General features: G+C 50.8%; 9 protein-coding genes. 8 read left to right on the top strand and 1 reads right to left on the bottom strand.

Annotation, left to right across the window (positions count from 1 at the left end; genetic code table 11):
* The first annotated feature begins 6 nt into the window (after window positions 1–6).
* The 4 genes from B9Y58_RS06085 to B9Y58_RS06070 are packed head-to-tail and all read left to right on the top strand — an operon-like array spanning window position 7 to window position 6,583.
* Window positions 7–2,346 (top strand): hypothetical protein, encoded by a 2,340-nt coding sequence (locus tag B9Y58_RS06085; protein WP_143154657.1) that lies wholly within the window; start codon window positions 7–9, stop codon window positions 2,344–2,346.
* 15 nt (window positions 2,347–2,361) lie between these two features.
* Window positions 2,362–4,539: a hypothetical protein gene (locus B9Y58_RS06080; RefSeq protein ID WP_233247862.1), complete on the top strand. Its 2,178-nt coding sequence runs from the start codon at window positions 2,362–2,364 to the stop codon at window positions 4,537–4,539.
* An 11-nt stretch (window positions 4,540–4,550) separates the two neighbouring features.
* Window positions 4,551–5,513, top strand: coding sequence for a hypothetical protein (locus B9Y58_RS06075; RefSeq protein WP_073055274.1), 963 nt, complete (start codon window positions 4,551–4,553; stop codon window positions 5,511–5,513).
* Window positions 5,514–5,527: 14 nt separating this feature from the next.
* The gene (locus B9Y58_RS06070) at window positions 5,528–6,583 is read left to right on the top strand and encodes a glycoside hydrolase family 18 protein (RefSeq protein WP_073055276.1); all 1,056 of its coding nucleotides are present in this window, start codon (window positions 5,528–5,530) and stop codon (window positions 6,581–6,583) included.
* Window positions 6,584–6,828: 245 nt separating this feature from the next.
* On the opposite strand, the gene B9Y58_RS06065 is transcribed toward B9Y58_RS06070, so the two are convergent.
* Window positions 6,829–9,063 carry a cellulase family glycosylhydrolase gene (locus B9Y58_RS06065; protein ID WP_073055278.1) on the bottom strand — a complete coding sequence of 745 codons (2,235 nt, stop codon included), beginning with the start codon at window positions 9,061–9,063 and terminating at the stop codon, window positions 6,829–6,831.
* Between the two features lie 339 nt (window positions 9,064–9,402).
* Between B9Y58_RS06065 and B9Y58_RS06060 the strand changes: the two genes are divergently transcribed.
* The 4 genes from B9Y58_RS06060 (at window position 9,403) to B9Y58_RS06045 (ending at window position 14,141) form a co-directional block, all read left to right on the top strand.
* On the top strand, window positions 9,403–10,302 hold the full coding sequence (locus B9Y58_RS06060) for a T9SS type A sorting domain-containing protein (RefSeq protein WP_073055280.1): 900 nt from the start codon (window positions 9,403–9,405) through the stop codon (window positions 10,300–10,302).
* A gap of 155 nt (window positions 10,303–10,457) precedes the next feature.
* A complete protein-coding gene (locus tag B9Y58_RS06055; RefSeq protein WP_073055281.1) occupies window positions 10,458–11,948 on the top strand; it encodes a glycosyl hydrolase family 8 in 1,491 nt (496 codons plus the stop codon).
* A 242-nt stretch (window positions 11,949–12,190) separates the two neighbouring features.
* On the top strand, window positions 12,191–13,075 hold the full coding sequence (locus B9Y58_RS06050; RefSeq protein WP_073055283.1) for a BatD family protein: 885 nt from the start codon (window positions 12,191–12,193) through the stop codon (window positions 13,073–13,075).
* 253 nt (window positions 13,076–13,328) lie between these two features.
* A complete protein-coding gene (locus B9Y58_RS06045; RefSeq protein ID WP_073055285.1) occupies window positions 13,329–14,141 on the top strand; it encodes a TIGR02147 family protein in 813 nt (270 codons plus the stop codon).
* Window position 14,142 lies beyond the last annotated feature (1 nt).

Genomic DNA, 14,142 nt, shown 5'->3' with positions numbered 1-14,142 from the left:
CTGAATATGAAAAAGACTATGAATATGAAAAAGACTTTTGCCGCTATCCTCGCTGCCTCTATGGCCGCTTCTGCAGCCTCGGTTGTAGAAAATCAGGAATTGATTGAGAGCAAGGTTGATTCCGCCAACGCAAAGCGTGGTGTCGAAATCACCGGTAGCATTAGGGCTGTAGCCCAGACGTCCAGATTCAGTACCGATAACGACCCTACGGGCATCAACCACATGCCGAATGTGGAAAAAGATGAATTCGTTACGGCGGACCTGAACTTTGGTTTCCGTCCTTGGGAAAATGTCCGTGCCAATGCAACACTTCGCCTTGAAGCCGGCATGCAGGAATACTTCGCCTCTGCCGCCAAGTCGATTTCCGTGGCATGGCTCAATGCCGAAGGCAACCTTGGCAACAATTTCTACTGGGTCGTGGGTGACTTCCGTCAGGAATACTCTCCGCTGACTTTGTTCCTGCCGAGCCTCGACATCATGTACGAACCGCAGATTTTCGCTCGCAAGCGTTACATGGCAGAACATGAACAGTTCCTCGAAGGGAACCAGCGCAACTTGCAGGGTGCAAACCTCCAGTTCCGTGCCGATTTAGGTTCTGCTCTCGGTGAAGTCCGTGCAGAAGGCTTGTTTGCACGAATCAACCGTACGGCTGTGCTTGACCTTTCCGGTGCCGAAGGCAACATCTTGCCTAATGACGCCATTTGGGGCGCTTCGCAGTCAGCCAACATGGACAAGTTCGTTGCAGCCGGCAACTTTGAAATGCTGCCGCTCAACCGTTCCTTGTACTTGGGTGTGACTCCGATGTACATCTTCGATAACGAAGACAGCTACACTTATGGTTACCGCCATCCGAGAAACGACGTGAGCTCTGCCTACGATACGGTTTCGATCAACCCGTTCGAACCCAACCCGCAGGAAACCTTCATCGTCAGTGGCCGTATCGGTGCCGATGTCGCCTCCCTCATGAACAACAAGAACTTGATTCTTGACGTGACGGGTGAATTCGCGATGTCTAACGACAAAGTCTACTATCCGGACTCTGCTCTGGCTTACCAAAAGAACGCCGACGGTTCTCCGGTTCTGGTTGACGAAGACGACAACCCGATCGAAGACTTGACTACTTACGAAGGGACTCCGCGTATTGCTTACCTGAAGAATGACGACGACGAACTCTATGTGGACTCTGCAGGATTCCATAACGAAAAGGAATCCGGCATCGCTCTCTTGGTGAATGCCAATTTGGGCTACAAGACTGATAGTTGGGGAGCCCGCCTTGCCGTTGACTTCATTATGAACGACAGCGCATGGTTCAACAATCTTGCCCAGTCTCCGAGATTCTTCGCCCAACGCGTCCAAAACTCCGATAAGGATGGTCAGACGGTCAAGTATGGCGTGAACTCTCCGCTGTATTCTTCTTTCGATGCTCTCTATAACTTCACTCCCAAGTTCAGCCCGGTGGCGACTACCCTCAACACCAACGATGACGCTTTCAAGGGTAGCGAAGTGAATAGCTACAACATTGCGAACTACAACAAGAATTCCTGGACCACGAACGTCTATACTCGCAACCAGCTGGCCCTGATGGAATACCTCTTGGATCCGGCTCTGCAGATGGCTCTCCCGTACGGCCTTGCTACGGCAAACCGCGTGGGTGCCCGAGTAAACCTGGTCGCTAACTTCAAGGAATTCGTTGAAGTCCAGGGCCTCTTCAGCATGTTCAATCAGGTCAAGGGTCAGTCCTTTATGCACTATAATGTCGTGAACGAAGTCGCTGTTCCCGAAGTACTGACCTACAAGGCTGCCCAGTATACGGAATTCGGCGGCGGCGCAAAGATCGACATCTTCAAGATGCTCGGCTTCAGCAAGCCTCTTGAAATTTCCGGTTCCTATAAGCATTCCGAACGCACCATGGATACCGATGGTTGGGTTGCTTTGGGCAAGGCTGACAAGAAGACCTCCCTCAAGTCCGACTTCATTAACGCGGGCCTCTACGTGCAGTACCTGCCGCGCCTCGGCTTTAATGCTGGTTTCCAGATGATTAACACCGAATACGAAAACATCGACAACAACCCCTACTCTGCAGCCGCTCCTTTGATGAAGGGCGAACAGATGCAGTGGATGGTCGGTCTCGACTACAACATCGCTCCCGATGCATGGCTTGCGGTTAACTTCGGTATGATCAATGTCTCGAATGAATACAACACCATGAATCTTGTTCAGCAGGGTTCTTCCGAAGGTGCAGTGAACATTCCGGACTACTATGATGTTACAAAGGACGTCTCTGGAGTGTTCAAGAGTGAATTCTCTCAGATGGTCCTTGAAGCCTCCATTAACGTGGAATTTTAATGGGAGGGTATGAAAATGATGCTTACTAAGAAAATTGCTCTTACCTCTGCCATCTTGTTCTCTGCAGCAACGGCTTTCGCAGAAGGCGAAAGTGTCGAAGCCCAGCAGACTTCGCTTTTGCAGAAACTTGATTCCTTGAGCGCCTCTGTTTTGGGTCTCAAGTTTAATGGAACGGTCAAGGCGGGCGGCCTTACTTCTATGGCCAAGTCTGACCAGTTCAGCGACAAGTCCCCGACGCAAGAAAACCAGGCTTACACCGATGCTAATTTGGTGCTCACGGCTCATCCGAGCGCAGAAACCCGCGCAACGATTCAGCTCCGCTTGCACAAGGATTGGCAGAACGCCTATGACGAAAACAACAACCCCGTCATTGGTCACTGGTTTAGCTACGACGGCTCGATCTTGAACAAGCACCTGGATTTCAACTTGGGTTACATGCGCGTTGGCTATACGCCGTACACCTTGTATACTCCGCAGCAGAAGCTGCTCCAGGAACCCGAAATCTTTGCCGAAAAGCGTGTTGAAGCTTTGGCCCAGCGCAACCTGGATACCACAAGCCGCCGCTTGATGCAGGGTCTTAATGCCGACTTCCATAGCGGTAATGTTGGCCCCATGAGCGATATTCACGCTCAGGTCACTGGCGCTCGTATGCGTGACGCTGCCAAGAAGACTGACCAGGTTTTCTTTGACTTCGACTGGACCGACCGCTACTTCTACGGTCTCCGTCTCGGTGCCGATGCCTATGGCGCACACTTGGGTGTGAACTACACCGATGTGTTCGACCGCGTCAAGAGCCGTCGCTCTCGTAAGATTTCCACAAATGATACGGTCTATTACGAAGACAACTCTGTGCTTTCTATCGAAGCCGGTTTCGATTCCAAGGAACTCCTCAAGAATTCTTCGTTCGGTTTCGGCTTGAACGGCGAATTTGCCATGAGCTCGCTTGAATCATCCCGTGATTACATCAAGAACGAGAAAAAGCAGTTCTACGAACTGAATGAATTCATGGTGGTCCTGGACCCGGCTCTGACCAACCGTCGTGACACATCCTTTGTCTATGTGAAGGTGAACGAAACGACCGAAGCAACGGATTTCAACGAAGACTTGGGTACTGTTGATGGTAATGCATTCTATGTGGAACCGTTTGCTACGATCGATCTTGCCGGTATCGAAGGAACCCTTAAGGTGATGTACTTGCAGAACGACGAAAAGTTCTGGAGCGAAATGGCTTCTAGCCCGGTTTACCGCGGTGGTGCCACGGTGCTCAACGCGAACGCCCTGTATGGCGACAACAGCGCTGCAAGCCTGATTGACAATTTCGGTATGTCTAGCCTCGAAAACATGTACATGACGGTTTATAATTCCAACCCGCTCTATGCAGGCAACCTGATGACGTCCAATTCCAAGAACGCCATCACGGATCAGGCTGAATCGGGCAACATGTATTTCCGCCTGTACAACAACTACAAGAACGCTCATTTCTACCGCAACGGCTACAATGCCGATGTCAAGAAGGCTCGCGAAATTCAAGCGGAACTTCTCTATCTGGATCCGGCAAACGATATGGCTCTCCCGTTCGGTGTTGCAACTGGCGACCGCAAGGGCCTGAACGTGAACCTGGACCTCTCTTGGAACGACGCTGTTGAATTGAACGCTCTCTTTGGCATGATTTCGACGGTGAACTCCGATATCGAAGAAGTCAAGTTCACTCGCTATGCTGCTGGCCTTGGCGTTGATTTCGGCCGCCTCTTTGGACTGGATCGCAAGATCAAGCTCCAGGGCTCTTACGACCACACCGAAGAAGACAAGGGTTTCCAGCGTAAGAACGATCGCATCATGGCTGGCGCCAATATCGACGTGATTGGCCCGGTGGCCCTCTTGGCCGGCTACCAGATGTCGACTCGTGAATTCGGCGTTCCGCTGTTTGTTTCTAATCTCGCCTCTGTCAACAAGGCTGAGGAATCGATGCTTCTTGTGGGTCCGAAGATTAAGATTGCTCCGCATTCTTACCTGTCGGTGCAATACGGACTCCTCACGGACAAGATTTCGTACGTTTCGGCTAGCGCGATGCTCGACGAAACCGGCGCCCCTGTTCTTGATCCTCTGACTGGCGAAGCCGCTCTCCAGATGAATCCTGCAGAATTGGCGATTGACAAGAGTGTAATTATTGCCGATGTGACGGTGAACTTCTAAGAGGTATTGCAATGAAAAACTTTAAAATTTTATTCTCGATTGCGGTTGCCTCGGCTTTGGTGGGTTGCTCCTCTATGGCTGTAGACGAAGACGAAGCTCTGAAAGGCAACCTTCCGTCTGATTTTGACGTTAATGAGTATATGGCTCTTCATCCGGAACTGCTGCGTGTCCAGATTAAGGACTTTGTCTCTCTCCATAATGCGAACGCAGAAGCCGCTGCCCGTGAGGCAGGTCTTTTCAATGAGTATAAAGCAGCAAAGGCTGCTGACGAAGCCGCATTTGAAGCCGATACTGCTACGATCCATAAAATCGTGACGGTTTACGCCGGCTATACCGAAGCTGACTGGAACGCTACCTTGTCGGCTTCGACCAAGGAAGAAGTCGTTTACGCAGAAACTTCCGATACGCTTACTGTGGGCGTGAAGGACAAGGCCGATGCCGAAGCCAAGTTCGTCAAGGTTTGGCTCTGCCCCGAAAGCTCCAAGGGCTCTATCAAGTACGATGCAGACGCTGCAATTTCTGAAGTGAGCGCCTACGCTGATTCTTCTTGTACGGGTGAAGCCACGGTTTATGCCGCTGCAGACTATGAAATCAACACCAAAACTGACAAGCCTACTGAAGCGGGTTTGAAGATCCGTGTAAACAAGGATTCTATCGGTGTGAATCTGGTCCCTGTTGAAGGCGTTGTGAATCCGGCTTTGGTCAAAGCCGCAAAGAGCTTTAACTTTGTGGATGTCTTGACGGACTGGGATCTGCTCGCTGCCTACCAACCGGATTTGTTCGCCATTAGCTATCAGTATTCCGTATACGGCCAGGATCATGGCTGGGCATACAGACGTTGCAAGGAAGGCGACAACCTCGGCAAGCTTCTTTACGAACTTGATCCGGAAACGCTCACTTATACTGAGACGGCAGTGTATCCGATGACCAAACTCTATTGCGACGATAACGGCGAACCCCGCGAACTTAATTAGGAAGAGGTGAATTTATGAATATTAAACCGATTCTTTTGTCTCTTGCTCTTGGGGCTGCTGTTACAGCCCAGGCTGCTGCCGATAAGGTAGTTGGCTTTTACCCCTACTGGAGCCAGTATTCTCAGTTTTATCCGAAAGATATCCGCTATAACTTCGTGACAGATATTCACTATGTCGGCCTCGCTGCCGGTGAAGATGGCTCTGTTGCTTTTGCGGATGAAAACGATGCTGAAAACTTCAAGACGCTCGTGCAGATGTCCAAGGACAACAACGTGAAGTTGATTGTTTCTGTGGGTGGTATCGAAAACGAAGGCTACTTGAAGGCTATCGCTTCTTCCGAAGAACTTCTGCCGACGTTTGTATCGAATGTCTCTAGCTGGCTTTCTGCAAACGGTGGCGATGGTGTAGAACTCGACTGGCAGAACGTGACGGCTGAAGATGCTGAGGATTACGCCAAGTTGTTGAACGCCTTGGTCGATGGCCTTTCGGGCGCTCCGGTGACCGCCGTGATTTATCCGGCTGCCGGCATGGATGCCTACAAGGCTGACGCTCTGAACCGCCTCGCCTACGTGGACGTGTTCATGGCAGACCAGATGACCGAAGATAATTCCTCTGTGGTTCCGAACCAGAGTGCTAAATCTATCGAAGAAACCTTGGATGCTGTGAAGGGCGCCGGCGTGAATGGCGACTTGCTCGTGCCGGTAATCTTCCTTTATGGTAAGACTTGGAGCGGTGCTAAGGGCCTCGGAACTTCTCACCAGGGTACAGGTAGCGGTAACGAAGGTTACGTGTCTTATGCTGAACTCATGGGCAAGTTCGATTCTCCGGAATACAAGGTGACCTTCGATGCTTCTTCCAAGTCCGAAGTGGCCGTGAGCGATGCCGAAACCATCGTGTTCATGGGTATTCCTTCGGTGAAGGCTGTTGCCGAACAGGTCAAGAGCGATGGCATGGCTGGCGTTGCGGTTTACGACCTCTCGCAAGACCATCACGAACCGATTGTTTCCCTCTTGGTAACTATCGGTTTGCAGCTCCGTCCTGAAGTTAATTACAAGGCCAAGAAGAAGTAATTCTCTTTAGAATAAAGCTTAAAAGATCCCGGCAACAGCCGGGATCTTTTTTTATTCTTTTCTTTTGTATGCTGGTGCAATTATAGAGATTGTACGTGCGCCTCTGTGCTTATTCTTCAGGATATGTCTTCACACAGGGGTTTGCATTCGTTTAGGGATATATTACGGCTTGCAGCGATATATCGTAAAAAAGAAAGCCGGGCATATCGCCCGGCTTTCTTTAAGGGAATTTCTTGAGGTCTAGATTACTTCTTGGTCCACCTGATGTTCAGCTGCTTGACGCCCTGTCTTACGGTGATCAGGTAAGCGCCTGTCGGAATCTTTTCGAGGGAGAGAGCTGTGTTGTTGCTCATGGTCTTGGAGATGACCTTCTGGCCCATGATCGAGAACACGTCTACGTAAATGTCACCAGATTCCTTGGAGTTGACATGCAACTGAGCGTTAGCAATGGTGGCACGGAGCGGAAGTGTCGGCTTCGTCTTGAAGATTCCGACTTCCTGTTGCTGGCCTTGTTGCTTCATTAGTTCGGTGTAGTATTCTTCCAAGTTCACTGCAGAGGCACCGTCACCAATGATAACCGTATAGGAACGGGTTACTTCGCCGTAGTTCGCCGTTTCGTCGGCGTGGCCGGTAACAATCACGATGGCGTTCTGGTTGCCGGCAACGAGGTCGTTGCCATTCTTGGTCAGGTAATCAGAAGATTCTTTACCATTAAAGGTGTAAGTGACCTTGGCCTTTTCGTAAATGGCGGTGTCCGGTAAGAACTTGGCCTTGGTGTCGCCAAAAGCGACGGTCAAGTTGCCTTGTTTGTCGGCGCCCTTACCAAAGTTACTGTGAATCTTGTTGACAGCCTTGAGGAAGCTGACTTCGACCGTGTCTTGCAGGGCGGGGAAGCCTGCTGCTGCAGGGGCAGTGGCTACAACCTTTGCGGTACCGTAACCCTTGAATTCATACATGACAACTTGCTTGCCCTTTTGTAGGGACGAACAGGAGGCGTCAGAGCAGGTGGCGGTCTTGATCGTGACGACGCTCGGATCAAGAGAGGTCAGAGTGAACTTGGCGCCTTCTTCGGTGGTGTTGGAAACAGAGACAACCCATTCCATGTTTTGGCCGCCAGAATATTTCTGGGTTCTGTTCTTGCTGCAATCTCCGTTGTTGTAGCACTTGAGGTCTGTAAAACCGGCAATAGTCTGCTTAGCCTCGGCGCTAACGACAACCAAGGACTGGGAACCGTCGTTGCCAGTCATGATAACGTAGCCGGAATTCTTGATATCGCCGGTAGAGGTCACGACATTTTCGTTGCTGGATGTGTAAGAACAGCCAGACTTGAGTACGCTTGCAACGCTGCCGGCGGATTCTTTAACCGTTGTGGCGTTAAAGGAGCAAGAACCGGTTTTCAGGGACTTGGCGAACAAGCTGGGCCAATCGGTTGCATGCTTTGAAAGGTAATCCTTGACGAGCCTGCCAGATTCGCTGTAGCTTGCGCCATTGAGCTTACCGATCGTGTTCAAGTCATCGCTGCCGCTGAACATAGCGGAAGTTTCTTGCTTGTTATTGACGGCATATTTACTACCGACTGCACGCAAGCTCCAGTTGCAGTTACTGATCTTGTTCGTTTCCATGAAGCTCATCCATTCCTGGGTGCTGCCGCTGCTCGGGCTGCCAGCACCGTCGGCATTGGTGGTACCCCATTCGGTAATGAACACGGGATTGCCGGAATTCTTGGCTTGCGTTGCGCGGCCACCGTAGGTGCCTACACCATGGGTTCCGGCGTAGAAGTGGAGCACGTAGCCCACGTTCTTGCCGTTTACACCACCGTATTGGGTCATCTGGGACCAGCTCGGCGTACCGACCAGAACCAGGTTGTCGGTACTATTGCGGATGAGCGGAACAATGTTGTTGGCGTAACCCTTCACTTGATCCCAGCTCTGGCTTACGGGTTCATTGAAGATTTCGTAAATGACGTTAGGAACGTCTTTGTACTTCTTGGCAACCTGTTCAAAGAAGGTCTTTGCGATATTCTGTTCGTTGGTGGCACGGTGGCTGTGCCAGTCAATGATGATATAGATATCGTTTTCGATGGCGGCTTCGACCATCTGGTCGATAATACCCATATAGCCATCGGGTGCACCGGCGTAGGAGTATGCTTCGTCGAGGGCGTTGCTGGTACCACCATCGCTATCGTAGTAGGTAATGCCCATCGCAAAACGGAAAACGTCCATGGGCAGGTTTTCGGCTGCCCAAGTAATCACGTTCTTGTTATAGTACGGCATGCCAGTGGCGTCGGACCAGAAAAGGCTCATGCCGCGGATCATGGCTTCTTCGCCATTTTTGGCACCGACGATTTTGCCACCGTCGGTGTGGAGCGCGCCATAATAGCTGACAGGGCCAATGCGCTTGGGGGTGGCAGTAGATGCTGCCGCGAGTGCCGGCACCGCAGCGAGTGCGAGCAGGCAGGGGATAATTTTTTTAATCTTCATAGTGAATTCCCTTATATAATCCCAATTTTTCCCATCAGGGGTAAAGATACCTTAATTATGGAATATTTGGAGGGTGTAACAACTAAAATAATGTTTACCTGTGAATACGGTAAAATCAAGTGTGACGCCGCTTACATTCGCGAAAATAAGGAATTTTTAAAGGCTTGGTAAATTTTTGTTAGCTTACTTGCGTTTTTTTGCGGATTTTGGGGCTTGTATACATGATATCCTTTTTTTTGCGAAAAAAAGAAAAAAATATTTGACAGGTTGCAGAAAAAAAAGATATATTAGACCCCGAACCGCCCTTAATGGGCTTAACTTTAAAAAAGAGAGAGAATTATGAACAAGAAAATTCTTACTGCTTCTGCTATTTTGGCCGCAGCATCTATGTCCTTCGGCTTCGATCTTTGGGTTGGTAGCGAAGGTGTTGCTCGTGTTAGCACCGGACTCGACGCTGGTGAAGACAACTCCGGTTACTGGTACTACTACGCCGACGATGCCGATGGCGGCGCTTCTGTCGTGCAGTGGGCTGCTGAACCGGATGCAGAATACGGTGGACTTGAACCCGTGCTCGAAGCTTGCGGTGACGGTATCTGCGGTTCCTACACCCTCGACAAGGGTACCTTGGACTATGACCCGTTCATCGGTATTGGCTTCAATGTTGGTGGTGCTGACAAGGCCGGTAAGTCTATCCCGGTTGACGCTTCTGAAATGAAGGGTGTTTGCATTGGCTTTAGCGTTACCCACGCTGCCACCCTCGAACTCGGCCTCGGCGACGCTACCGACGCTAAGATCGGTTACGCAAACCCGGCTTTTGACTTAGGTAAGTCTTCTACCGGTACCGTGAAGGACGTTCCGTGGAGCAAGTTTGCTCAGCCGTCCTGGGCAAAGACAGAAATTTCCAGTGCCGACGCCGTTGCTTCCTTGGCTGCTATCAAGTTCAAGGTTCAGGCTAAGACTGGTTCCGCCGGTGACTTCAAGATCACTATGGTCGGTGATGCCGGTACCTGCGATCCTAATGCAATCGGTGCCAAGGCTATCAAGTCTTCTCTGAAGGCTCAACTTGCTGGCCGTACGCTTTCCTTCGGCAAGTCTGTTGCCAAGGCTGAAATTGTGAACCTCCAGGGTCAGGTTGTTATGGCAGCCTCCTCTGTGAAGACCATGGATCTCTCCAAGCTCCAGGCTGGTGTCTACATGGTTCGCGCTATGGGTCTCTCTCAGCAGATCATGCTGAAGTAATCTTACTTCGGTAAAATCTTAAAGGAAGGGTTGCGGGTTCCCGCAATCCTTCTTTTTTGTATGATGAAGATTACACCGATGTTTTTTTTTCTTGTTCTTTCTTTGAAAAGAGGGAATAAAATATATATTTGAGAAAAACGCAAAACGAGGTTGTTATGCATTTCAAGAAATTTTTAGCTCCCGTGATGGGTCCTTTGGCCTTGAGCTTGGCTTTTGGCCTTGCCGCATGTGGCGATGATTCTTCGTCGGGTACTCCCGATCCTGTTGTTGATCCTGGTACTACTGTACCTGTTGATCCTGGCACGACTATTCCGACTGATCCGGGTACAACAACTCCTTCCGATCCAGGCACGACCGTACCTGTTGATCCAGGTACTACGACTCCGACTGATCCGGGTACTACTACGCCGACTATCAATCCGGGAACTCCTTGGACATCGCCGGTGGCTTTGGCAACTTCTGCCAATCCGGCTTACTCAGCCAATGTTTACGGACTTTGGAAGCCTTCTCACTTTGCAACTCTCGAAGATGAATTGGTCTACTATTCTTCGAGTGCCGCAGACTTTGCGGATATTTTCACAGCGCAGTATTTGCCGGCAGGTCGTGTGCTTTGGTCTAACCAGAATACGGGTTATTACAAGCAGTCCTGTTTGAATAAGGATTCTGATGTCGCAAACATGAAGTATCGCGGTTGCACTGTGTCCGAAGGCGTTGGCTACGGCATGTTGCTCACCTACTTTAATGGCGATGACGACGCCTTTGTGCGCATCTGGAATTATTCTAGGGCGTTCCGCGACTATTATGGCGTGGATCTTACTCCGTGGATTACCTTCAGTTTTGCCAAGAAGGTGGACTATACCAGTGCGACCGATGCTGACCTGGATATTGCCACGGCACTTGTCTTGATGTATTACAAGACCGGTTCTGCTGCATACCTTAATGACGCGTTGCGTATTATGAAGGCTATTTGGGACTTGGAAATCAACAAGACCAGTTTGCTGATTTACTCGGGCGATGACGATATGTGGCAGGGGGATGATCCGGTTTATAACCTCAGCTATTTCTCGCCGGTGGCACTTCGCTTGTTTGCCAAGGTTGATACCGATCCGAGTCATAACTGGACCGGTGTGCTCGACGCCATGTATACTTACATGACGACGGTGCAGAATGCCGGTACGGGTGTGTTCCCGGACTGGAGCAATTCGGCCGGTGTGGCTGTGGACCCGGACAACGGTTCTGCCGCAAAGACCTACTGGACGTTCAACAAGGAATCGGTGCGTATTCCGTGGCGTATCGCATGGGATTACTACTGGTTCCAGGATGAACGTGCCTTGGCTATCTTGACGAAGCTGAATACCTTTATTTCTGGAAAGTCTGGAGGCGATCCGTCTTCGAATGCGTTGATGGTCAACTACTCTTGGGATCCGGCAAAGAGCGATGCTGCAAGCACTGGTACGGCAACTCCGTCTCATTGGCTTGGCGCTTGGTGCGTAACTGGTTTTGGCTCCAATCCGACTTGGGTAACCGCTTGTACGGATTTGTTCAACACCAGAACTCCGGCTAATACGGGCTCTAGCTACTTCACCGATATCCTGATGGGTATTTATAGTGCCTTGCTGAACGGCAACTTTGTGCGTCCGTTTTAAATAGGGGGCTTGCCCCTCGCAGGCATAGAAGCCCTTGACAAAACGTCAAGGGCTTCTTTTTGTATATGGGCTCTGCTTTCGCAGAGCCATAATTGGCGCCTCGGTCATGTGCAAGCGAATTGCCCACGACTCTCGGCTTTTGTATATGGAATTTGCTGCGCAAATTCATATACGTGCGCCTCGGTCATGCTGGTGTGCAAGCACCCCATCACGGCTCTCGGCTTTTTGTATATTCTTCTCGTATGGAAAATGATTCTTTGAATGTGGAAAGTGTGGCGGCGGATTCGTTGCAGTCTGCCGGTGCTGGCGATAGCGTTGCCGCAGCACCGGAGATCGAAATGCCGACGCCGGAACAGCTCGGGATTTCGATTTTGGCGGGGCCGCAAGGTGGAATGCCCGCGGTGACCGTGGGCGACACGTTTGAATTTCCGGTGACTGTTTCATGGGGCGTGCAAGGGAGTGCGCTTTTGGTGGTGCCGACGGGCTCGGCGAATGCGAAGGGGCTGACTCAGGTGGGCATGTCGCAGGAATCGGCGCGGTCGGTGAAAGACGGCAAGGAAATCGCCTCGATTACATTTACCTACAAGATTGTGGCCGCCGATACGGGTGACTTGCATATTCCGGCGATGCGGTTTGAAATTCCGACGCAAATGGGGCAACCGCTCGATTTGCGCAGCGAAAGCGTCGATGTGCGCGTGAATGAGCCTTTTAACCCGCTTCCGCTTGGTGTGGGGCTTACTGTGGCTGTTTGCGTGCTTTTAGCGGGCCTGTGGCGCGTGAAACGCCGTGCTGCCGTGCGAGAGGCCGTTGCGGCGAAAAACGCCGCAGAAAACGCCCTGCGCGAACAAATGCTGGTGCTCAAACAGCGCGTGAATACGGCGGACAGTCGCGAATGGTTGCTGGAACTCGAAAGCATCTGCAAGGAATACGTGGCCGATAAATTCGGAATGGCCGCCTCCGCGGTCAACCTCGATAACCTCGTGAAAGAGGGTAAATTGGAAGGCTGGGAAACCCTTGTAGAAGAATTCGCACACGCCCGCTACGGCGGCGGCAAGCGCGATGGTTTCGAAAACAAGGAAACCTGGAAGGGGGCCATGGCTCTCATGGGAATTTCCGAAGACGACTAATCGGTCGTATTCATGAAACTTATTCGCGAACTTTTACCGGAGTGACGCGACCGTTTAAACGCAGGATGTATGAACCTGTGCGAGTGGGCTTTCGCCTTGTATCATTTGGTGCTTTGTTTGTATCATTCGTGAAAATAAATTTCTGCTATGTCACAAATATTTGTGATTTTGATAGAATTTTGATGTTTTTGTATCATTCTGTATTGACTTTTGGGAAATTTAAGGTTATATTGAAGGTGTAAGGGAACGAACTATGAAACCGATTACTGAATATCAAGATTACCGCCGCTATATGCAGGACTTCTATGAAGAAAAGAAGAAGTCCGGTTTTACTTGGCGCGAATTTTCGAAGGAAGCGGGTTTTGCATCGCCTTCGTACCTCAAGCTGGTTTGCGAAGGCAAGAGTTCACTCAGTCGCGTAGGGCTCCCGCGCGTGGCAAACGCCATGGGGCTTGCAGGTTACGAGCGAACCTACTTCGAGAAGATGGTCGAGTTCGGGAATGCATCGAACGACGAAAAGAAGAAGGCCGCATTCACGGAACTCACCCGCATTGCCAAGGAACAGAAAGCGCGCGTTATCGATTCCGACACGTTCGCCTACTACGAATCCGCCATCAATTCCATTGTGCGCGAGCTTGCGCCCCTGATGCCGGGCGCACTCCCGAACGAGATAGCAAAGCGAATCAGGCACCTTTACACCGCACAGCAGGTCCGCGATTCGCTTGCGATGCTCACTCGTGCGAAATTCCTCGAAGAAACCGGTGAGAATGTTTACCGCCAAACAGACAAGGCGATTACCGGCTCGACGGAGGCGATTCCTTTGGCGCTTCGTAGCATGAACCGCGAAATGTGCGACCTTGCGAAGGAAGCGATTGACAAGGTTGACGTGCGCGAGCGAAATATCTCTGGAGTGACCATGGGCGTCGACGCTTTGACTTTCGCACGGATTTCCGAAGAAATTGACAAGTGCCGTCGCAATGTGATTGCTCTTGCAAATGGTTGCAAGAAAATCGACCGCGTGTACCGTCTGAACTTGCAACTCTTCCCGCTCACGGACAATGTATAGG

The sequence above is a fragment of the Fibrobacter sp. UWB15 genome (assembly GCF_900177705.1).
In the GTDB taxonomy this organism is placed as follows: domain Bacteria; phylum Fibrobacterota; class Fibrobacteria; order Fibrobacterales; family Fibrobacteraceae; genus Fibrobacter.
Note: the sequence above shows the minus strand (reverse complement) of the source record. Positions and strands in the feature narration are given on the sequence as shown.

Excerpts from the sequence above, each read along its gene's own strand:
- B9Y58_RS06055 (WP_073055281.1), top strand. The coding sequence starts at position 10,458 with ATGCATTTCAAGAAATTTTTAGCTCCCGTGATGGGTCCTTTGGCCTTG.
- B9Y58_RS06060 (WP_073055280.1), top strand. The coding sequence starts at position 9,403 with ATGAACAAGAAAATTCTTACTGCTTCTGCTATTTTGGCCGCAGCATCT.
- B9Y58_RS06045 (WP_073055285.1), top strand. The coding sequence starts at position 13,329 with ATGAAACCGATTACTGAATATCAAGATTACCGCCGCTATATGCAGGAC.
- B9Y58_RS06075 (WP_073055274.1), top strand. The coding sequence starts at position 4,551 with ATGAAAAACTTTAAAATTTTATTCTCGATTGCGGTTGCCTCGGCTTTG.
- B9Y58_RS06085 (WP_143154657.1), top strand. The coding sequence starts at position 7 with ATGAAAAAGACTATGAATATGAAAAAGACTTTTGCCGCTATCCTCGCT.
- B9Y58_RS06080 (WP_233247862.1), top strand. The coding sequence starts at position 2,362 with ATGATGCTTACTAAGAAAATTGCTCTTACCTCTGCCATCTTGTTCTCT.
- B9Y58_RS06065 (WP_073055278.1), bottom strand. The coding sequence starts at position 9,063 with ATGAAGATTAAAAAAATTATCCCCTGCCTGCTCGCACTCGCTGCGGTG.
- B9Y58_RS06070 (WP_073055276.1), top strand. The coding sequence starts at position 5,528 with ATGAATATTAAACCGATTCTTTTGTCTCTTGCTCTTGGGGCTGCTGTT.
- B9Y58_RS06050 (WP_073055283.1), top strand. The coding sequence starts at position 12,191 with ATGGAAAATGATTCTTTGAATGTGGAAAGTGTGGCGGCGGATTCGTTG.